15 protein-coding genes and 1 pseudogene are annotated in these 20,103 nt (G+C 59.9%); 14 read left to right on the forward strand and 2 right to left on the reverse strand.

What is annotated here, in order from left to right; all coding sequences use genetic code 11:
- Positions 1–167 precede the first annotated feature (167 nt).
- The gene (locus DW180_RS02480; RefSeq protein WP_158570917.1) at positions 168–950 is read right to left on the reverse strand and encodes a GntR family transcriptional regulator; all 783 of its coding nucleotides are present in this window, start codon (positions 948–950) and stop codon (positions 168–170) included.
- Between the two features lie 308 nt (positions 951–1,258).
- Between DW180_RS02480 and DW180_RS02485 the strand changes: the two genes are divergently transcribed.
- The 10 genes and pseudogenes from DW180_RS02485 (at position 1,259) to DW180_RS02530 (ending at position 14,216) form a co-directional block, all read left to right on the forward strand.
- Complete coding sequence (locus DW180_RS02485; protein ID WP_118237266.1) at positions 1,259–1,693, forward strand: PTS sugar transporter subunit IIA; 435 nt, start codon at positions 1,259–1,261, stop codon at positions 1,691–1,693.
- A 79-nt stretch (positions 1,694–1,772) separates the two neighbouring features.
- Positions 1,773–2,261: a PTS sugar transporter subunit IIB gene (locus DW180_RS02490; protein ID WP_089572604.1), complete on the forward strand. Its 489-nt coding sequence runs from the start codon at positions 1,773–1,775 to the stop codon at positions 2,259–2,261.
- Between the two features lie 72 nt (positions 2,262–2,333).
- A pseudogene (locus tag DW180_RS02495) lies at positions 2,334–3,191 on the forward strand (PTS mannose/fructose/sorbose/N-acetylgalactosamine transporter subunit IIC).
- Positions 3,191–4,018, forward strand: coding sequence for a PTS system mannose/fructose/sorbose family transporter subunit IID (locus DW180_RS02500; RefSeq protein ID WP_117655818.1), 828 nt, complete (start codon positions 3,191–3,193; stop codon positions 4,016–4,018). Before DW180_RS02495 ends, DW180_RS02500 begins: the two are co-directional and overlap by 1 nt.
- A gap of 196 nt (positions 4,019–4,214) precedes the next feature.
- Positions 4,215–4,541: a DUF202 domain-containing protein gene (locus DW180_RS02505; RefSeq protein WP_118237268.1), complete on the forward strand. Its 327-nt coding sequence runs from the start codon at positions 4,215–4,217 to the stop codon at positions 4,539–4,541.
- A 104-nt stretch (positions 4,542–4,645) separates the two neighbouring features.
- Positions 4,646–5,086: a MarR family winged helix-turn-helix transcriptional regulator gene (locus DW180_RS02510; protein WP_158550938.1), complete on the forward strand. Its 441-nt coding sequence runs from the start codon at positions 4,646–4,648 to the stop codon at positions 5,084–5,086.
- A gap of 516 nt (positions 5,087–5,602) precedes the next feature.
- On the forward strand, positions 5,603–12,016 hold the full coding sequence (locus DW180_RS02515; protein ID WP_158570918.1) for a discoidin domain-containing protein: 6,414 nt from the start codon (positions 5,603–5,605) through the stop codon (positions 12,014–12,016).
- Between the two features lie 217 nt (positions 12,017–12,233).
- Positions 12,234–12,698, forward strand: coding sequence for a 5-(carboxyamino)imidazole ribonucleotide mutase (gene purE / locus DW180_RS02520; RefSeq protein WP_006235810.1), 465 nt, complete (start codon positions 12,234–12,236; stop codon positions 12,696–12,698).
- Between the two features lie 35 nt (positions 12,699–12,733).
- On the forward strand, positions 12,734–13,732 hold the full coding sequence (locus DW180_RS02525) for a class B sortase (RefSeq protein ID WP_117766329.1): 999 nt from the start codon (positions 12,734–12,736) through the stop codon (positions 13,730–13,732).
- 64 nt (positions 13,733–13,796) lie between these two features.
- Positions 13,797–14,216, forward strand: coding sequence for a molybdenum cofactor biosynthesis protein MoaE (locus DW180_RS02530; RefSeq protein WP_233504102.1), 420 nt, complete (start codon positions 13,797–13,799; stop codon positions 14,214–14,216).
- A gap of 90 nt (positions 14,217–14,306) precedes the next feature.
- On the opposite strand, the gene DW180_RS02535 is transcribed toward DW180_RS02530, so the two are convergent.
- On the reverse strand, positions 14,307–15,536 hold the full coding sequence (locus tag DW180_RS02535) for a putative ABC transporter permease (RefSeq protein WP_117564037.1): 1,230 nt from the start codon (positions 15,534–15,536) through the stop codon (positions 14,307–14,309).
- 287 nt (positions 15,537–15,823) lie between these two features.
- Here DW180_RS02535 and purF point away from each other — a divergent pair, with 287 nt between their 5' ends.
- From purF to DW180_RS02555, 4 genes are all read left to right on the forward strand, one after another.
- Positions 15,824–17,494, forward strand: coding sequence for an amidophosphoribosyltransferase (gene purF, locus DW180_RS02540; protein WP_118237272.1), 1,671 nt, complete (start codon positions 15,824–15,826; stop codon positions 17,492–17,494).
- Between the two features lie 157 nt (positions 17,495–17,651).
- Positions 17,652–18,755 carry a phosphoribosylformylglycinamidine cyclo-ligase gene (gene purM / locus DW180_RS02545; RefSeq protein WP_118237274.1) on the forward strand — a complete coding sequence of 368 codons (1,104 nt, stop codon included), beginning with the start codon at positions 17,652–17,654 and terminating at the stop codon, positions 18,753–18,755.
- Positions 18,745–19,446 (forward strand): phosphoribosylglycinamide formyltransferase, encoded by a 702-nt coding sequence (gene purN / locus DW180_RS02550; protein ID WP_118237276.1) that lies wholly within the window; start codon positions 18,745–18,747, stop codon positions 19,444–19,446. The genes purM and purN overlap by 11 nt, the downstream gene beginning before the upstream one ends.
- A gap of 152 nt (positions 19,447–19,598) precedes the next feature.
- Positions 19,599–20,063, forward strand: coding sequence for a PTS sugar transporter subunit IIA (locus DW180_RS02555; RefSeq protein ID WP_055251553.1), 465 nt, complete (start codon positions 19,599–19,601; stop codon positions 20,061–20,063).
- Positions 20,064–20,103 lie beyond the last annotated feature (40 nt).

Here is a 20,103-nt window from a genome sequence, read left to right on the forward strand (position 1 = left end):
TGCAAGCAGAGTCGCTCAGTGGGAAACTCAGCCCCCTCCGCCCCGGCCTACGGTGACTCGGCTGCACCGTGTGCTGCCGAAGGGGCTTTGCGCGATGACTAGGGCTGAAAAAGAAAGTGAGTGTGGGCGCCGTCGTTCGTTTGAACGACGGCGCCCACGTTTTGGATTTATTGGGCTGTGGCGGTGAAGGTTGTTTTGTCGGCGGCGATGTGCACGTGCAGCTTTGCCTGACCGTCGCAGCTGATGAGCACGCCTACCTCGAACGGGGTTCCCGTCTTGTCGTAGGTCGAACGCACGATGCGCATCGCCGCCTTACCGGTGTTCTGTCCCAAAAGGCGCGCCTCATGTTTGTCGAGGTTGACCGCCTCGTAGACGGCATCGACGCTTGCGGGCAGGATGCCGGTCTTTTCCGCGATGTAGGCGTAGAGCGAGCCATCCACGTCTTTGCGTGTGAGCTCGGGGCAAAGTGACACGGGGATATAGACGTAGTTGAGCTCCATGGGTTTGTCGTTGGCGAGACGCAGACGGCGAATCTCCCAGACGGGTGTCCCTTTGGGCACTTTGAGCCCAGAGGCGATGCCGCGGACGGCCGGTATGCTTGAAAAAGCGAGAATCTGCGAGCTCGGAACCCGTCCCGCTTCGCGCATCCGCGCGCTGAAATTCAGGGCCAGGTCGATGCCGGGTGCTGAGGTTTGGGGTTTGATGAACGTGCCCTGCCCACGTTTGCGCACCACGCGCCCCTCGATGACGAGATCTTGGAAGCAACGGCGCACGGTCGCGCGCGATAACTCTAGCCGCTCACAGATTTCGAGCTCGCGTGGTAGCGGCGTCTTGGTGTCGAACGCCTGGCTGGCGATAAGCAGGGCGATTCGATGTTTAAGTTGGACATAGAGCGGCGTATCACCGCTGCGGTCGAAGGGTTCGGAGGCGAGAAACGAGATCATATCCATGGGGTACCTCCATGTCGTGGGCGTACGTGACATGGTCTGACACTGCGGGGCAAACCGGAGATGCCAGGCCCGATTCTTGCTGGTATGTATGGTGCATAAGGAACATAAAACATTTATCAGACAATCTACCTGCTATTTTAAAAATAATTAGAAGAAAAAATAATTTAGGCACAAAAATAGTTGCTACCGTTAACCGATGAATAGTTGCCGTTCGCAACTATTTTCTTGTACCGAACATGCCCCGGCGCAACAATAATCTCAGCAAAAAGCAAAGCCGTGCGACACACGGCAGGTCGAGAGGAGACCGCATGCGGTATCTGGTAATGGTCAGTCACGGAACGCTCGCTCCCGGACTGCACAGTGTCCTCAAGATGCTCGGCAATGACGCCCCGAACATCTTGTCGACGAGTCTCGTGGACGGCATGGGCGCTGACGAGTATGTCGAGAACGTCAAGGCGACGCTCGCTCCCGTTACCGCCGATGACGAGGTTGTCCTGCTTGGTGACATCCTGGGCGGATCGCCGCTCACCAATGCGATGAACACGCTGGCCGAGAAGGGCCTGCTCGCCCACACCATTGCCTTCGGCGGTATGAATCTGCCCATGGCTATGACCGCCATGATGGGGCTTGCCACCATGGACCTGGATTCCCTCAAGCATATGATGCTGCAGGAGGGCAAGAACGGTATGTCCGAGCTCGTTGTCCCGACCGATGACGCCGACGACGAGGACGACGACATCTAGGCAGCGCATCCGCCCAAATTTTTGTGATGGAGCGGGGGTTAAGAGGAAAGACCCCCGGTGATAAAGAAAGGGAGAACGCATGATTTCGTTCATCCGTATTGACGACCGTATGATCCATGGACAGACCGTTACCCGTTGGGCCCTCGAGTATCCCTGCGACGGTCTTATCGCCGTCAACGACGCTGCAGCGTCTAACCCCGTGCTCAAGGAGGCCTACAAGAGTGCCTCGGGCAAGAAGACGTTCGTGTGGACCAAGGAGCACTTTAAGGAGGTCTCCGAGAAGGTTCTCAAGTCCGACACCAAGTACTTCCTGATCACCAAGAACCCGCTCGACATGAAGGAACTTCTCGTCGATTTTGGCTTTAAGCCCGGCATGGACCGCATCATCGTCGGTCCCTGCAACGATCGTCCCGGCACCACCAAGCTCGGCAACAACCAGTCGATCACGCAGGAAGAGGCCCAGGCGCTCGAGGATCTCACCAACGCCGGCTACACGGTCGAGTTCGCCCTTATCAAGGAGAAGTCCATCGGTGAGTGGCCCAAGTTCCGCGGTCAGTTTGGCTTCTAGTTAGGCGCCAGCCGCATTTTGGTATCTACAGCCCTTGGTGAAAGGGGCTGAGGAATAAAGAAAGGGGAAAGCATGGCAATCAATGCATTCCAAGCCGCGCTGTTCGGCCTGTTCGCCTGCCTGGCATCACTGCCTGGCATGGGCGGCACGACGATCGGCAACTACACTCTGGGTCGTCCTCTGGTCGCCGGCCTCATCGTCGGCATCATCATGGGCGATATGCAGACGGGCATCCTCGTCGGTGCTGCCATCCAGGTTGTCTACATCGCTCTCGTGACCCCTGGCGGAACCGTCTCCGCCGACGTCCGCGCCGTGTCCTATATCGGTATCCCGCTGGCGATCCTCGCCATCAAGAACTCGGGCATCGATCCCGCCTCCGCTGAGGCTGCCGGCATGGCCGCATCCCTCGGTGCCGCCGTCGGCACGCTCGGCACTGTGCTCTTCTATGGCACCGCCACCATCAACCTGGTGTGGCAGGGCATGGGGTGGAAGTGGCTCGAGAAGGGCGATCTCCACAAGCTCTACCTGGTCAACAACGTTCTGCCTTGGATTGGTCACATCGTCTGCTAATTCCTCCCGACGTTCATCATCACCATGGGCGGCACCGCCATGGTCGACCTCATGAAGACCTACATGCCCATGGACGGCATCGCGATGAAGACGCTGTTCACCGTCGGCTCGCTGCTGCCTACCGTCGGTATCGCCATCCTGCTCAAGCAGGTCATCTCCAAGCCGACGGACTTCCTCACGTTCTTCTTCGGCTTCACCCTGTCCGCTGTCATGGGATGCAACCTGATTGCCGCTGCCGGCATCGGCTGCTTCTTCGCCCTGATCAACTATGAGATCGCTTCGCTCAAGATCGACCTCGCAAACGCTCCCAAGGCAGCTAACGCCTCGGGCTCCGATGATGAGGAAGAGGAGGACATCTAATGGCAGAGAAGAAGAAACTCTCTAAGAAAACGCTTGCCAAGTCGTTCCGCAACTGGTCCTATGGCAACCTGACTTGCTTCTCGCAGGAGCACATGCAGACCTTCGGTTACCTGTGCGCCATGCTTCCGATCGTCGAGGAGCTCTACGACACGCCCGAGGAGCAGAAGCAGGCCCTCCAGACCTACTCCGCGTTCTTCAACACCGAGCCGCAGATCGGCACCATGATTGTCGGCGTCACCGCCGGCCTCGAGGAGGCTCGCGCAAACGGCGAGGCCATCGACGACGACGCCATCAACGGCATCCGCGCCGGCCTCATGGGCCCGCTCGCCGGCCTTGGCGACTCGCTGATCGTCGGTACCCTGATCCCGATCCTGCTCGGTATCGCCCTCGGTCTCTCGACCGGCGGCTCTCCGCTCGGTGCCATCTTCTATATTGTCGTGTGGAACCTGCTCATGTTCCTTGGCATGCGCTTTGCCTACAACCAGGGCTATGAGCTCGGCGGCAAGGCGGTCGAGGCCCTCGTTGGCCCCAAGGCAAAGGCTCTTCGCGATTCCATCGTGATGGTCGGTACCATGGTCATCGGTGCAGTCGGTGCTACCTGGGTCTCCATCACCTGCAGCCCCAACCTGGTGCTGCCCGGTGGCGGCAAGTTCCAGGACACGCTCGACGGAATCTATCCGCACCTGCTGCCCATGATCTTCATCATCTTCTGCTGGTACATGATGACCAAGAAGAAGGTCAACCCCATCGTTATGATGCTGATTCTCGTCGTGATCGCATTCGTGGGCGTTGTTATTGGCTTCTTCGACCCGGCACTGAGCTACTAGTCATCATCCCCTGGCCCCCTGTAAGGCCGTGCGGCCTCAACCGCACGGCCTTCTGATTTTGCGCCGCCCTTCAAGGGCAATATGGCCAGCGACCTCCATCGCCTACACGACACCCGCTATATTGCTCTTGAAAGATGACGTATTCGAAAAACGATGTTCTTGTACATGATGCACGCTTTGCACGAGGAGGACCCATATGCACGAGAAACACGGACACGACCTTTCGCGCGACGACTTGATCCGCGAGGCAAAGATGCAGACCGATGCTATTCAGCGGCTCAACGTTTGGCTGCGTTTGGGCTATTCGCTCGTGGCTATTGGCTTTTTGGTGGGGATGTGGGGTATGCAGGGCGGCCCCGGCTGGGGCGTCCCCGCGGGCATCGTGTGCCTGGTGGTGGGCACTCCGCTTTCGATTGTGCTTAAGGTTGGCACGACCAACGCCAAAAAGAATGTTGAGCGTATGCTCGAGGCCGCGGGTATCGACGTTGAGGAGCTTATGCGACGTAAGAAGGACGAGCGATAAGCTTTCGTGTTGGGGTATCATAAATAATTGTTGCGAATGTTAACTAATGTACGGCAAATGACGGTTTTATGGCCCTTCTAGAGTTGCAAAGGACAATATCCCCAGTGGATTACGATGACGTCGCTCGAAAACTGATTGTGTACTCACGTTCCCTTGCCAAGGGATCCTTGAGTGCTGCCGGCGGCGCCAGTGTGGGCGAGGCACCGGTTTTACAGTATCTATCGGGTATTGACGGTGATGTCATTCCCTCCGAGATTGCCAAGAAGCTGAAATTCTCCCGTGCGCGCATGTCGCATATCTTGGATTCACTCGAGAGCAAGGGTTACGTTCAGCGCAGGACCGATCCAAACGATCGTCGGCGTGTGCTGGTGAGCATTACCGAGGAAGGCCGTGATTTCGCGGCGAAAAAAAATGCCGAGAGTGTGGCATCGCTCTCGAAACAACTCTCAGCGCTCGGCGAGCACGATGCCCAGGAGCTCGTGCGCATCCTGAATAAAGCCTACAGCCTTACCTATGATGCCGACGACTACCTGGACAATCTATAAAGATGAAGACAGGCATTTAGGTGCATCATGAAATGCATCCGGGGCAATTGTGCCCATCAGCCACCGTCAACATCTCATTCCAAACCAAATCAGCCAACGTACGTCATGGCAATCCCCGGTAGGTTGCAGGATGGCGGCTGAGCCTTTCCCTCGGGAAACTTCGCGAAGCCCAGTTCCCGAGAGAAAGGTATGGTCTGTGTAATACCAGATAAACAGTACATTTTTGCTAGATTGGTATTTGACTGAAGAACCAATTGGTATGGCTTATTAAGCCCACCTTGCCGTTGACGCTTATTTTGCTGCCGCTGGGAGAATTCCGAACTTGGGTGCGCAAGTGCTCCCATATGTTGATATGACCTAGTAGGTGGCTATCTGGTTACTACCAGTTGGCCCCTTGGTAACGGGTGGCCCCCATTGTGCGGAATGTACCGAACATCTCCGTTTGATACGTTTTCCCATGCTGCCGGGGGGGGGGGCGTCCTCGGCACCTCAGCATGTCGGAAGAAAGGAGACCAGATGCGCAGGAATTCCATTTTTACGAAACGGTGGGTGAAGGGAAGCGCGGTCCTCGTTGCCACTGCAGCGACGCTCGTGTTTGCCAATCCCCAGCAGGCGATTGCCACGCCACTCAAGGGCGTCGACTCGGCGACCGTGTCCCAGTCTGCCTCGAATGTCGTCGACATCGATTTCGCTGACGGCATCAAGGGCCGTATTACGTTCCTCGAGGACGGTATTTTCCGTTATAACGTCGACCCCAAGGGTGAGTTTTCCGAGTACGCCACGCCGCGCAGTAAATCCCACACGGCTAAGATCCAGGCTCAGCCCGATACCTCGGACACCTACAGCAAGCCGAGTGCGACGGTTGCCGACAAGGGCGACACTATCGAGATCACCGGCGGAAAGGCGACCGTGATCCTGGACAAGGCGACTGGCAAGATGAGTATCAAGTCAGGCGACCGTGTCGTGGTTTCCGAGTCCGCGTCCCTCGACCTTGATAAGAAGGGTACCGTCCAGACGCTCGCCAAGGAGAAGTCCGAGAACTTCTTTGGCGGCGGCACCCAGAACGGACGCTTCCTGCACACCAACCAGACCATCGCCATCTCCAACACGAACAACTGGACCGATGGCGGCGTTGCCTCGCCCAACCCGTTTTATTGGACGAGTGACGGCTACGGCGTGCTCCGAAACACGTTTGCAGAGGGTTCCTACGACTTCGGTTCCACGGACTCATCGACGGTCACGACTTTGCACAGCGAGAATGAGTTTGATGCCTACTACTTCGTGGCGACCAACGAGGGAGCTTCGAACGTGGCAACTGAGATGCTGCAGGACTACTACAAGGTGACCGGTAACCCGGTACTGCTGCCCGAGTACGGGTTCTACCTTGGTCATCTTAATGCCTATAACCGTGATGGCTGGTCAACGACCTCGGGTCAAAAGAAGTGGGAGACCAAGGGCAGCAAGTCCTCGAGCGAGAAGGGCGACGTTAAGTACGAGTCTGGCATGTCGACGGGCTACAAGCTCGACGGCACACTTGCGGCCGAGACGCTCAACGGTGAGGGCCCTACGGTTGATACCGAGAACATGAAAGCGACCGATTTCGACCGCCAGTTCTCTGCTCGGCAGGTTATCGATGACTACGAGGACAGCGACATGCCGCTCGGCTGGTTCCTGCCGAACGACGGCTACGGCGCCGGCTATGGCCAGAACGGTTACTACAAGACCGGCGGCGTCAACTCCGACGGAGCGAGCTCGGCCGACCGTCTTAACGCTGTGCGTGCCAACGTCGACAACCTTAAGAAGTTCACCGAGTATGCCAACTCAAAGGGTGTGAGCACGGGCTTGTGGACCCAGTCCAACCTTGAGCCCGACAGCAACCCTGAGACCCCGTGGCATCTGCTTCGCGACTTCGACGCCGAGGTCAAGACGGGAGGCATCACTACCCTTAAGACCGACGTTGCCTGGGTTGGATCTGGCTACTCCTTTGGTCTTAATGGCATCAAGACAGCTTATGACACGGTGACGACCGGCGCTAACAAGCGCCCCAACATCATCACGCTCGATGGTTGGGCCGGCACGCAGCGCTTTGGTGGCATTTGGACCGGCGACCAGTATGGCGGTAACTGGGAGTACATTCGCTTCCATATCCCCACGTATATCGGTCAGAGTCTTTCGGGCAACCCCAACATCGGCTCCGACATGGATGGCATTTTTGGCGGTGACCCCATCATCTCTGCGCGTGACTACCAGTGGAAGACGTTCACGCCCTCTATGCTCGACATGGACGGTTGGGGCACCTACCGTAAATCGCCCATGACGCACGGCGATCCCTACACAGGCATCTCGCGCTTCTACCTCAAGCTCAAGGCGCAGCTCATGCCCTATATCTACACGAGCGCGGCCTCGGCGGCCAACATCGACACGGGTAACGGCGATGCCGGCCTGCCCATGATCCGCGCCATGCTGCTTTCCGATAACTCCGAGTACGCCGCAAGCACCTCGACGCAGTACCAGTATATGTTCGGTGAGAACTTCCTAGTGGCACCGGTGTATCAGGATACCCAGGCAGACGAGAACGGCAACGACATTCGCAATGGGATTTACCTCCCCAACTACGGCACCGACGAGAATCCCACCATCTGGATCGATTACTTCTCGGGTAAGCAGTATCGCGGCGGCCAGGTTCTCAACAACTACGAGGCTCCGCTTTGGAAGCTGCCGCTGTTTGTGAAGGCCAACGCTATCGTGCCGATGTACGCCGAGAACAACAACCCCGAGGCCGTGAGCGACACCAACACCAAGGGTACCGACCGCAGCCAGCGTATCGTCGAGTTCTTCGCCACCGAGGGCGACGGCACCTTTACGCAGTACGAGGACGACGGCTCCTCCATCGAGAACAACACGACTGAGGACGATTCCTACGGTACGATCGACAATATCTCCTACGGTGAGCATGTGAGCACCGTCTACAGATCCAAGGCCGCAGGCGGCACCGCGACCTTTACCGCCGAAGCCTCGCAGGGTGGCTACAACGGCTACGACTCCAATCGCACCACGACCTTCGTGGCCAACGTGTCCGCCAAGCCCATGAGCGTCGTCGCCAAGAACGGCGGATCCGCGCTCAACGTGGTTGAGGTCGACTCGCAGGAGACCTTTGACACCGCGACCCCCGAGGCCGGCCAGGCGGTCTACTTCTACAGCGAGACCCCTAACCTCAACCACTACGGCAGCGATGTGGACGGCACCGAGGCCGAGCGGGGCGAGAGCTTTAACAACACCAAGATCACCACGAACCCCAAGGTCTACGTCAAGTTCGCGAAGACCGATGTTGCTGCGGCGGCGCAGACGCTCGAGCTGGGCGGTTTCGTGAACGCCGACGCCACGCTCACAGCCGATCGCCTCAACGAGAGCCTCTCCGCACCCACGAACCTTGCTGCCCCCGAGGACGTCACGACCCCAACGAGCATCAAGCTCACCTGGGGAAAGGTCGATGGTGCTACCTCCTACGACCTTAAGGTCGACGGCACCGTGTTCGCCGTGGGTGATGCGGCCGAGTTCACGCACACCGACCTCGCCTACAATAGCAAGCACACCTACCAGATTCGTTCGCGCAACGCCGAGGGCTACTCCGCCTGGAGCGATGTGCTCGAGGCGAACTCCGCACTCGATCCGTGGCGGAACGTCCCCGACGCCGAGCAAATCACCTGGGAGGGCTCACTTTACGGCAGCCATAAGGCCGAGCTCGCCTTCGACCATGAGTTCCAGTCGGGCGACGGCGGTTTCCACTCCGGTGGCAACGATCTGGGCAAGGCGCTTACCGTTGACTATGGACGCGCTTACAAGCTCGATAAGCTCGAGTACTATCCGCGCGATGACGCCGGCAACGGCACTGTGACCAAGATGCGTGTTGAGACGAGTCTCGATGGCGTCCACTGGACGAGCCAGGAGGTCGATTGGGCACGTTCCGCTGATTGTAAGACGGTAGCGTTTGACGGCACCGTGGCCGCCCGTTACGTGCGCATGACACCGCTCGCCTCGGTCGGCAATTTCTTCTCCGCGTCCGAGATTGCCATCTACAAGACCGACGGCACGGATGGCTTCGCCGTGGGCTCCAACCTCAACAAGGCCACGATCTCCGACGGAGACTACTCCAACATGAAGAACTATCTGGGCCTCGAGAATCGCGAGCCCGATACCCCGACGTTCGGTTCGCAGATCCGCGACCACTTCGCCGACCTCAACGATAACGGCGTTTACGACGTCTACGATTACTCGTTCACCATGGCGGGTCTTGACGGCGGCACTAAACAAAAGGGCAAGGTCGCAGGTTCGCTCGCGGTGATTCCGAGCAAGACCGAGGTCGAGGCCGGTGATGAGATCACCGTTGATGTCTATGCGGCCGACGCCAAGAACGTCAACGCCCTGGGCGCTCTCGTCAACTTCAAGAGCGACCAGTTCGAGTTTGTGTCCGAGAGCATCGCGCAGGACGGCTCGACTGCCGGCATGGAGAACCTGTCTCGCGAGAAGGTCCAGTTCGCGGACAGAACGCAGACTATCAATCTCGCCTTTGCCAACCGCGGCGATGGCAAGCTCTACAACGGTACCGGCGCGGTGGCGAGTTTCAAGCTCAAGGCCAAGACCGCCGGCAAGGTCGAACTGCCCTCGACATCTTGGCTCATCGGTCCGGCATGCGACGCACTTGAGTTTGCGAGCGACGGCACGGTGACGATGCCGGATGTTCCTCAGCCAACGGTCGCCGAGTACGGTCAGGACGCCTTCAACATCACGATGACCAACGATGAGCTCACGACCGACGACGGGACCAACGTCGAGAAACTTATCCAGCAGAAGAGCTATAACGCGCTGTTCGATAATAACGAGGGCGACAACGGCTTTGAGTTCCTATGGAACTGGAGCGGCAACTGGGACAGCGAGGGTAAGCTTCCGAGTTACGTGAAGCTTCCCACCACGATGACATTCGCATTTAAGACGCCGTCGAAACTCGATAGTGTCGAGGTCGTTAACCGCAACGGTGGCAACGGAACCGTGCAGAAGATCAAGGCTGTCGTGACGTTCGAGGATGGCTCGACCCAAGAGTTCGCGGGCGGGGAGTACGATTCCTTCCTGGCTCGCTACGCCTTTGACCTCTCTGCCGAGAACAAGGGCAAGAAGGCGACCAAGGTCGAGGTCACGCCGCTTGAGGCATCGGGTGACCAGATGCTCACACTGCGTGAGGTCAACTTCAACTACACGCAGGGTGTCGAGGCCATCGAGGGTGTCGAGCTAGGCAAGAACCAGACCGAGTTCTTTGAAGGCGACATTACGCCCGTCGACGCCAAGGCTACGCCTGAGAGCGCTGGCTACCCCTATGTGACGGTCGAGAGCTCCGACCCCTCTGTGGTAAGCGTCTCCGCTGTTCAGGCTGGCGATAGCGTGAGCTACTACCTGCGTGCCAACAAGGCCGGCAAGGCAAAGATCACGGTGGCGTCGGTACTCGACCCCTCCAAGACCGCATCCTATGAGGTCGAGGTCAAGGCTGGTGTCGATACCTCTGCGCTCGTAGCAGCGCTTTCCAAGGCCGCGGGCTACAGCGAGTCCGTCTACACCAAGGATTCCTATGCAGCTCTCACCACTGCGGTCGAGGCGGCTCAGAAGCTCCTCGACAGCGGCCAGGGCAGCTATAGCAAGAAGGATGTCGCAGACGCCACAGCCAAGATCGAGAAGGCAATCGACGGCCTCAAGATGCGCCCTGTCGATGAGAAGATTCTCATCAACACGCCCGAGAACCGCAAGAACGTCAAGGTGGCCGGCTTCTCGAGTGAGGCCGACTACGAGGGCAGCAACGCCGTCAACGCTCTCGACGGCGACGAGCGGACGCTTTGGCACAGCGACTGGGCCCATGGGACCGGTATGCCCCAGTATCTGAGTGTCGACCTGGGCCGCGACTACGATCTCACCGACGTTACATTCCTGCCGCGCCAGGACGGCGGCACTAACGGCGATATCTTCGAGGCCGAGATACTGGTCTCCGACACTGCCGACGGTTATGAGAAGGGCACCGCCGCGTCGATGGGTACGTTCGCCTTCGACAACGATGGCCGCGTGCTCACCGACCGTGGCGACTGGAAACAGATGAGCTTTGGCGCCGCGCGCGGTCGCTACGTGACCGTCAAGGTGATTCACGCCGGCGGGGGCGACGTTGATGCCTACTGCAGCATGGCGGAGCTCAAGTTCTACGGTACGGCCGTCCCCGATCCGGTGGCGAAGGATGATCTCACTGCCGCGATCGAAAAGGTTGATGCCGAGCTTGCCGCCGGCGACCTCAAGGCCGGCGACTACACCGAGGCCTCCTGGACGGCGCTCGAGAACGCCCTGGCGAGCGCCCGCGCCATCTTGAGCGACGAGGATGCCACGCAGGACGAGGTCGACCAGGCGCTCAGGGCGCTCGAGAGCGCCCGCGACGCGCTCGAGAAGACCCCGGTGGTCCCGGTCGAGAATCCGACTAAGAAGCAGCTCAAGGCCCTGGTCAAGCAGGCGAAGGAGACTGACACCAGGGGCAAGACGGCCGAGTCTGTCAAGGCCCTGACGGATGCCATTACCTACGCCGAGGGCGTCTTGGGTGATGAGAATGCTTCCGACACCCAGATCCAGGCGGCCTATAGCCAGCTCAAGCTGGCCATTGAGAGCCTCAAGGATGCCGATTCCAGCAACCAGGGCGGCTCGGGCAACCAGGGTTCCGGCAATGGCTCGAACGGCGGCAACCAGGCGGGCAAGCCCGCAGGCGACAAGGCCCAGGGCAGCAAGAAGAACGGTTCGGCGATTCCCAATACCGGAGACCAGACGGCGGCGACCGTCGCGACCGTCGGTGGTCTTGGCGCCATCATCGCCGCGATCGGCGCTTTCTTCCATCGTCGCAGCAAGGCTAAGTAGCCCCAGCAACAGCTAAGCAAGCGTGCCCGCCGTCCCACCCAAGGACGGTGGGCACGCTTTTTGAATGTAGGCAGAAAGCTCCGACCCTTCGGCCTTAATCTCGCAAAGCGTTCCGTCTCCCGCCGAACACATCAGCATCGGCGGCTATACTTGAATTATTTGCAGTTAAGGGTCGCGGATTGGCCGCGTCACCGCTCTCAACAGGAGGTCTTTGTTTATGGCAGATCAAAAGCCGGTTGTCGGGATCATCATGGGCTCCAAGTCCGATCTGGGTGTTATGGAAGGCTGCACCGCCGAGCTCGAGGCGCTCGGTGTGCCCTATGAGCTCGTCATTGCGAGCGCACACCGCACACCGGCGAAGGTCCACGAGTGGGCTTCGACTGCTGCCGATCGCGGTATCAAAGTGATTATCGCCGCCGCCGGCAAGGCCGCTCACCTGGGTGGTGTCGTGGCCGCCTTTACGCCGCTGCCGGTTATCGGCGTACCTATGAAGACGAGTGACCTGGGCGGTATGGATTCGCTGCTGTCGATGGTGCAGATGCCTTCGGGCGTGCCCGTGGCCTGCGTTGCCATCAACGGCGCCAAGAACGCCGCCATTTACGCCACGCAGATTCTGGGCGCATGCGACCCCGAGTACCGCAAGGTTATCGAGAAGATGAAGCAGGAGATGGCCGACGCCTAGGCGTTCCGCCGTTTCACCGCAGTATAAGGAGAGCCATGTCCGATTATCAGGGAAAACGATTCAAGGCTTCTCAGATTCCCGATCCGTCGAAGCCGGGTGCTGCCCATGCGGCACAGCAGGGTCGGACATCCTCTCCTCAGCAGCCGCGCGCGCCGCGCCCCGTGACACCGGCGACGCATCGTCGACAGGACGCGCCGGCCGCATATCGACCTTCATCTTATAGCACCGCTAAGAAGCCGCCCCGGTCTTCATCGCATGCCACGCCGTCGGATTACACCGAGTCGCCGCGTAAAAAGCGCCGCTCCATCATTCCTATTCTGCTCATCATCGTGGGCATCGGTCTGATTGTTGCCGCCGCTGCCATCTTTATCAATGCCCAGATTGGCTATAAGCAGGCGAGCGATTCGTATCAGAAAATCGAGAAGCAATATGTAAGCGATAAGGACGCCAGCGGCGTGCCGATTATCGACTTTGATGCACTTGCTCAGACGAACCCCGAGATTGTGGGTTGGATTTACGTGCCGGGAACCAACATCAACTATCCCGTGGTGCAGACCAACAACAACTCCAAATACCTCAACACGCTGTTCGATGGCACGTCTAACGCCTCGGGTGCCATCTTCTTGGATAGCGATGACACCGCGCCGGGAATGGTCGACCAGCAGACCACGATCTACGGCCACCATATGAACGATGGGTCGATGTTCAACGTGATTTCGGATACGACTGACCAGGCAACGTTCGATAGCGTTGAATATGTGTACTACATCACGCGCGATGCGACGTATAAGTTGCGTCCGCTGGCGACCAAGGTGGTCGAGGACACGTATGCCAAGGCGCGCACGACCAATTTTGAGGGCGACGACGGACTCAAGAACTACCTGTCCGAGATGCTCGACGGCGCTTCTGCCGTGGCGAGTGATGCCACCGATCGTGCCGCTTCGGCAACTAAGGTTGTAACGCTTGTGACCTGTCGTTCGCTGTCGCTGAGCAACACACGCGCCGTCATGGTACTCACGCCGGTCGAGGAATAAGTTGTTCGAGAGTAGCTAAAAAGGCCCCGTCCCAAATTGGCTACTCGACGACGGTAAGGGAGAAATGATGCTCGAGAGTGGCAAATTGATGCCTTCGATTGATGCTTGGCTGCGCGAGGCCAAGGCCGATGCTTCGGCGGCAGGCTGTGGGATGTATCTGACGCATAACGGTGTGGTGCGCGCGACGCCCAAGGCTGAGGTGCGCGGAGTCGAGACCGATGGCGTGGCGCCTGGGCATAAGGTGGGCGGCATGGTGTTTGGCTTCGATGCTCAGAAGGTGCAGGCTGCTATCGAGGCGACGCGTGCGATGCCGGGTATCGGCTATGTGCGTGTGTGGCTGGCAAGCGGCGAGCTTGCCGTAGGTGACGACATCATGCTCGTGCTCATCGGCGGGGACATTCGCCCGCACGTGGTCGATGCGCTGCAGGCGCTCGTTGGCACCATTAAGAACGAATGCGTGAGTGAGGTCGAGCGCGAGGCGTAGAGGCTTGCGTCGATAGAAGGATCGTTTATAAAAATGCCCACCGGTACGTGTGATACCGGCGGGCATTTTGCGTTTTGGGCGCGGTGGGCGCTACACGCGCGTCGCATCCTTGGGGCTCATGGTCATGCTCTGGAAGCGGTTTTCCATGTACTCGTTATCGAAGTGCTCTCCGTAGAACTGTGCGACGGGAATGTCCGGCTCCGTGCCGTTAACGCGCTGGTACCAGTAGTCGAGCGACTGCAGCGTCATGACGCCGTCGACCAGCATGATAACGGTAAAGATGACGGTGGCCGAGTAGCGGCTCTTCCAGGGGATCTTGTTGATAAGCTTAAGCAGCCTCGGCAGCAGCAGCTTGATCCAGATGAGGCCGCCCAGGCCCCACAGGCAGGCGAAGCCCGTGCAGGTGCGTCCGCCCGTGAGGACCACGAGCGGATCGGGCAAACCGAACAGCGTTATGTGCGAGTAGCTCCACGAGACCACGCCAAACGCGGTCTGCATAAACCAGCCCACGAACACCTCAAAGCTGGCGCCGAGCAGGGCGCTCACCAGGAAAATGATGATGGGGTTCTTTTTGTAGAAGCGGTTAAGCACCATGGTCATGAGCACGGCGCCAAATCCGTAGATGGGGCTGAAGGGGCCAAACAGCATGCCGGCGCGGTTCTGATAGACGCCCGGGTCGTCGACCGTCATGTGCCAGATGTCCTCGGCGATCAGGCCGAGTATGCAGCAGACAAAGAACACCCAGAACAGGTTGAAGTAGTTGAGCTTGATGTAGCCCTCGCCGGTTTCATCGCGGCCGAGCATGCCCTCGGCGGCGGCGTCGCGGTCGAGCATCTCCTGCAGGCGGCGCTGCAGTTCGCGCTCCTGACGCAGCGTGGGGTCGACGGTTGCCGAAAGTGCAACAAGGATGCCGAGCTGGATCGCGGGACGCAGCAGGAAGGGCCCGATGCCCTGGAGCATCACGTCGACCAAAAGCTCGACGACGGTGAATGCAATAAGGATGTAGGACAGGCGGGCGGCGTTGCGGCGCTGGTTTTTGATAAGGTCCAGGCCAAAGATGATTAGGATGACGGCACTTGCCGCAGAGAGCATGATGCCGGCGACGATAAGGCCGACTGCGACGAGCGTGTTGTCGCCGAGCTTTTCGGTGGCGTTGCCGTTAACAAGTGCCGTGATGACCTGCCACATAAAGGCAGCGACCGACGGGAGCGTGCCCACGCCGGAAAGGATGCACAGGACGGCGTACACCTTAATGATGAGGGGAATCTTCTTGACCTCTGTGGCGCTGGGGACGCTGGGGTCGAGTTCGTTTCGATCCATACAGAACCTTTCTCGCTTTGTTGTAGGTTATAAGGATACGCCGCCGACCTGCCAAAAGACAGGACGAACGTCCCAATTGCAACTTTGTAATCCCCAACGGTGGACGCGGCGGCCATCTGGGGGGCGCGGGCGCTTGCACTGGACAGACCGATAAAATGTTTGGCAACAAAACTGATTATTAGCTCGGTGGGCTTTTAAAAAGCGCTGTTCATGCGCGGGAGTGCTTGTCTTGCCGTGCGTATAATAGGGCAGGTAACGCCAAAAATACGAGGCTCTGAGGGGATACCATGTCTCAAGAAACCATCCGCGCGGCCGAGCGTGCCGCGGGACAGGTGAACACCATGTCGACGTATGATCCGGACTCCGACCAGCTGCATGAGGAATGTGGCATTTTCGGCGTATGGGCGCCCGATCGCGACGTGGCTCGACTGACGTACTTTGGCCTGCGTGCGCTGCAGCACCGTGGCCAGGAATCGGCTGGAATCGCCGTGGGTGACGGCGGCACGGTTATGGTCCGCAAAGATCTGGGCCTGCTCGACCGCGTGTTCTCCAACGCCGACCTGTCGACGCTCTCCGGCCAGCTGGCCGTGGGTCATGTGCGCTACGGCACTGCCGGCGCCAAGAGCTGGGAAGCCTCTCAGCCGCACCTCTCTACCATCAATAGCGTCATTATCGCGCTCGCGCACAACGGCACCCTCGTCAACACCGACGAGCTGCGCCGTCAGCTGATCGAGCTGGGCGTGCCGTTCCTCTCCAATTCGGATTCCGAGGTCGCGACCAAGCTTATCGGCTACTTTACCCAGCGTACGGGCCACCTGCGCGAGGGTATTCGCAAGACCATGGAGCTCGTGCGCGGCGGCTACGCCATGACGCTCATCAACGAGCAGGCGCTCTACGCATTCCGCGATCCACACGGCATTCGCCCGCTCGTGCTGGGCAAGCTGGTGGACGAGGGTCTGGACCAGGCCGATGCCGCAGCCGTTTCGCAGCTGCCGTCGCAGGACGGCGCCGCGACGGTCGACTCCGCCGTCCGTGTCACGCGCGCCGGCGGCTGGGTCGTTGCTTCCGAGACCTGCGCACTCGACATCGTGGGTGCCGAGTACGTCCGTGACGTCCGTCCCGGCGAGATCTTGCGCATCAGCGCCGAGGGCCTGGTATCCGAGCAGGGCGTGCCTGCAGCCGAAGAGCCCGCCAACTGCATCTTTGAGCAGGTCTACTTTGCCCGTCCCGACTCCATCATGAACGGCAAGAGCGTCTATGCCTGCCGTTACGACATGGGTCGTCAGCTGGCACATGAGGAGCCTGTCGAGGCCGACCTGGTCATCGGCGTGCCCGACTCCGGCCTGCCGCCTGCGGAGGGGTATTCGCACGAGAGCGGTATTCCCTTTGGCGAGGGCCTTATCAAGAACCGCTACGTGGGCCGTACGTTTATCGAGCCTACGCAGGAGTTGCGCGCCATGGGCGTGCGTATGAAACTCAACCCGCTGCGCGACAATATCGAGGGCAAGCGCCTGGTCGTCATCGACGACTCCATCGTGCGCGGCACCACCATGGTGCAGCTCGTCAAGATGCTGCGCAACGCCGGCGCCAAGGAGATTCACATCCGCATCAACTCGCCCGAGGTCATCTGGCCGTGCTTCTACGGTATCGATACCGATGTGCAGTCGCAGCTTATCAGCGCCAACAAGACGGTCGACGAGATTTGCGAGTATATCGGCGCCGATTCGTTGGCCTTCCTTTCGGTCGAAGGCCTGCTTAAGGTCATGCCCAAGGGCGGTTACTGCGATGCGTGCTTTACCGGCCGCTACCCCGTGGCGATTCCCGAGAGCTTTGGCCGCGACAAGTTTATGGAGGGCTTTAAGCCCCGCAACCTGGACAAGCCGCTGCACTTTGACGACGACGCCGTGGTCGAGAAATACGACGACCGCAGCTGGGAAGAGGAGCACGGCGAGGCCTAAAACCTGCCATGTGGGGACAGGTTTATTTTGGTAGGTTTTACCTGCTGTTTTGTTGATATGACGGCGCGTGCTGTTATGGCGCGCGCCGAAATGAACGCAATTATGAGCACCGTTTGGCGCCCGCGCGGCGCCACGGTAGTGGGAGAGGAAGGCTCAGATGAGCGACAGCAAGCATGTGACGTATGAGGATGCCGGCGTCGATACCGCTGAGGGCGGCCGCGCCGTCGACGCGATTAAGCAGATGGTCAAGGACACCAATCGCCCCGAGGTTATCGGCGGCATCGGCGGCTTCGGTGGCCTGTTCTCGGCTGCCGCGCTTAAGGATATGGAAGACCCGATCCTGATCAGCGGTACCGACGGCGTGGGCACCAAGCTCGTGCTCGCCCAGATCATGGACCGTCACGAGACGGTGGGCCAGGACCTGGTCGCTATGTGCGTCAACGACATTCTGGCTTCGGGCGCCGAGCCGCTGTTCTTTCTGGACTACGTTGCCATCGGTCACATCGAGGCCGAGCACATGGCAAAGATTATCAAGGGTGTGGCCGACGGCTGCAAGCTCGCGGGCTGCGCGCTCGTGGGCGGCGAGATGGCCGAGCACCCGGGCGTCATGGCTCCGGCCGACTACGACCTCGCCGGCTTTACCGTGGGCGTCGTCGACCGTCCCAAGATGCTCGACCCCGCAAACGTCCGCCCCGGCGACGTGATCCTGGGCCTGCCCTCCACCGGCGTGCACTCCAACGGCTACTCGCTCGTGCGCAAGGTCATTGGCGTCGACGGCATTAAGCCGGGTACGCCCGAGGGCGCCGCTAAGGCCGAGGAGCTGAGCCGTCCGCTCGAGGAGCTCGGCGGTGCATCGCTGGCAGACGCTCTGCTGGCTCCCACGCGCATCTACGTCAAGCCGGTTCTTGAGCTGCTCCGCGGTGGCGCTCCGGTGCACGCCATCGCCCACATCACCGGCGGCGGTATTACCGAGAACCTCAACCGCGCGCTCGCCGACGACGTTGACGCCGTGGTCACCCGCAACGGCGCCGAGATGGGTTGGGACGTTCCGCCCGTCATCACCTACGTGTCGCGCCAGGCCGAGCTCGCCCCCAACGAGGCATGCAAGACCTTCAACATGGGCGTTGGTCTGTGCCTGATCGTCGCCCCCGAGGACGAGGCCGCGGTAACCGAGGCCCTGGTCGCGCTGGGCGAGAAGTCGTTCCGCGTGGGCGAGTGCGTCGAGGGCTCCGGTAAGGTCGTGTACTCCGATGAGCGCTAACGAGCAGATGGCTGCTGCCGAGGGCCTGGACTTTGTGCCCTATACCCGTCCGACTGGCACCGATACGGCTGAGCCGCTCAAGATCGGTGTGCTCATCAGCGGTTCGGGTACCAACCTGCAGGCGCTGATCGATCTGATCGCCGCCGGTAAGCTCAACGCCTCGATTGAGCTTGTGGTGTCGAGCCGTCCTTCGGCTAAGGGTTTGCAGCGCGCTGAGCGCGCGGGCATCCAGACGCTCACGCTGTCCAAGGATGTCTATGCCGACCCTATTGCCGCCGACGAGATCATCGCGCACGAGCTGCTCGAGCGCGGCTGCGAGTATGTGGTCATGGCCGGCTACATGCGCATGGTGCACACGCCTCTGTTGGCGGCGTTTCCCAACCGCGTGGTCAACTTGCATCCGGCGCTGCTGCCGAGCTTTACCGGTGCGCATGCGATTGACGATGCCTTTGCGCGCGGCGTCAAGGTAACTGGCGTGACCGTGCATTTTGCCAACGAGGTCTACGACAACGGTCCCATCATCGCCCAGCGTGCGCTGGCTGTCGAGGAGGGCTGGGATGTCGACACGCTCGAGGAGCACATCCACGCGATTGAGCACGTGCTGTATCCCGAGGTCGTGCAAATGCTCGCCGACGGCCGCGTCCACGTGCTGGAGAGCGGCAAGGTCGCAATTGATGCGCCCCGCGGCTAGCGGCGCACAGTACAATTTAGTTGAGTGGTCAGGGTGGTCATTGGCGCCAAGGCGCGCGTGGCCACCTTTTGTTTTGGGTAGTCACCCGCGACGTTCTTGAATGACTAGTCGTTTAAGAACGTCGCGGGTGACTAGGTGAGAGAGGTGAGCGCATGGCGGATAACGAAGCGCTGTTTACGCCTGAGCTGGTGTTTTTTGATTGGGAGTGTGCGACGCCGGGTGAGGTGTTTGCGCAGCTCGAGAGTGAGCTTGCTCCGCGCGGCTACATTGCCGACGGTTGGCTCGACGCCGTTCGCACGCGCGAGGATGCCTATCCCACGGGTCTTGCCATGCCGGCGGCAAACATTGCCATTCCGCATACCGATCCGGGGTTTGTGGCCAAGCCCTATATCGCGGTGGTGAAGCCCGCCGCGCCCGTGACATTTAACGCTATGGCTGGCATGGGCGCTCCGGTGCCGGCGCAGATCGTCATCAACCTGGGCATCGCCGAGCCGGGCGGCCAGGTCGAGGCCCTGCAGGCTCTCATGAACATCTTTATGGACGCCGATGCCGCATCCGACGTGCTCGGCCAGACCACGCCGCAGGGCATGGTCGACGCTATCCGCCGTCACTTCTAAGGTGCCGGCTGCCAGAGCTGTCCCCTTTGCACCAAAATGG

Source organism: Collinsella sp. AM16-21 (assembly GCF_003471905.1).
Lineage (GTDB): Bacteria > Actinomycetota > Coriobacteriia > Coriobacteriales > Coriobacteriaceae > Collinsella.

Excerpts from the sequence above, each read along its gene's own strand:
- DW180_RS02480 (WP_158570917.1), bottom strand. The coding sequence starts at position 950 with ATGGATATGATCTCGTTTCTCGCCTCCGAACCCTTCGACCGCAGCGGT.
- DW180_RS02485 (WP_118237266.1), top strand. The coding sequence starts at position 1,259 with ATGCGGTATCTGGTAATGGTCAGTCACGGAACGCTCGCTCCCGGACTG.
- DW180_RS02490 (WP_089572604.1), top strand. The coding sequence starts at position 1,773 with ATGATTTCGTTCATCCGTATTGACGACCGTATGATCCATGGACAGACC.
- DW180_RS02500 (WP_117655818.1), top strand. The coding sequence starts at position 3,191 with ATGGCAGAGAAGAAGAAACTCTCTAAGAAAACGCTTGCCAAGTCGTTC.
- DW180_RS02505 (WP_118237268.1), top strand. The coding sequence starts at position 4,215 with ATGCACGAGAAACACGGACACGACCTTTCGCGCGACGACTTGATCCGC.
- DW180_RS02515 (WP_158570918.1), top strand. The coding sequence starts at position 5,603 with ATGCGCAGGAATTCCATTTTTACGAAACGGTGGGTGAAGGGAAGCGCG.
- purE (WP_006235810.1), top strand. The coding sequence starts at position 12,234 with ATGGCAGATCAAAAGCCGGTTGTCGGGATCATCATGGGCTCCAAGTCC.
- DW180_RS02525 (WP_117766329.1), top strand. The coding sequence starts at position 12,734 with ATGTCCGATTATCAGGGAAAACGATTCAAGGCTTCTCAGATTCCCGAT.
- DW180_RS02530 (WP_233504102.1), top strand. The coding sequence starts at position 13,797 with ATGATGCTCGAGAGTGGCAAATTGATGCCTTCGATTGATGCTTGGCTG.
- DW180_RS02535 (WP_117564037.1), bottom strand. The coding sequence starts at position 15,536 with ATGGATCGAAACGAACTCGACCCCAGCGTCCCCAGCGCCACAGAGGTC.
- purF (WP_118237272.1), top strand. The coding sequence starts at position 15,824 with ATGTCTCAAGAAACCATCCGCGCGGCCGAGCGTGCCGCGGGACAGGTG.
- purM (WP_118237274.1), top strand. The coding sequence starts at position 17,652 with ATGAGCGACAGCAAGCATGTGACGTATGAGGATGCCGGCGTCGATACC.
- purN (WP_118237276.1), top strand. The coding sequence starts at position 18,745 with ATGAGCGCTAACGAGCAGATGGCTGCTGCCGAGGGCCTGGACTTTGTG.
- DW180_RS02555 (WP_055251553.1), top strand. The coding sequence starts at position 19,599 with ATGGCGGATAACGAAGCGCTGTTTACGCCTGAGCTGGTGTTTTTTGAT.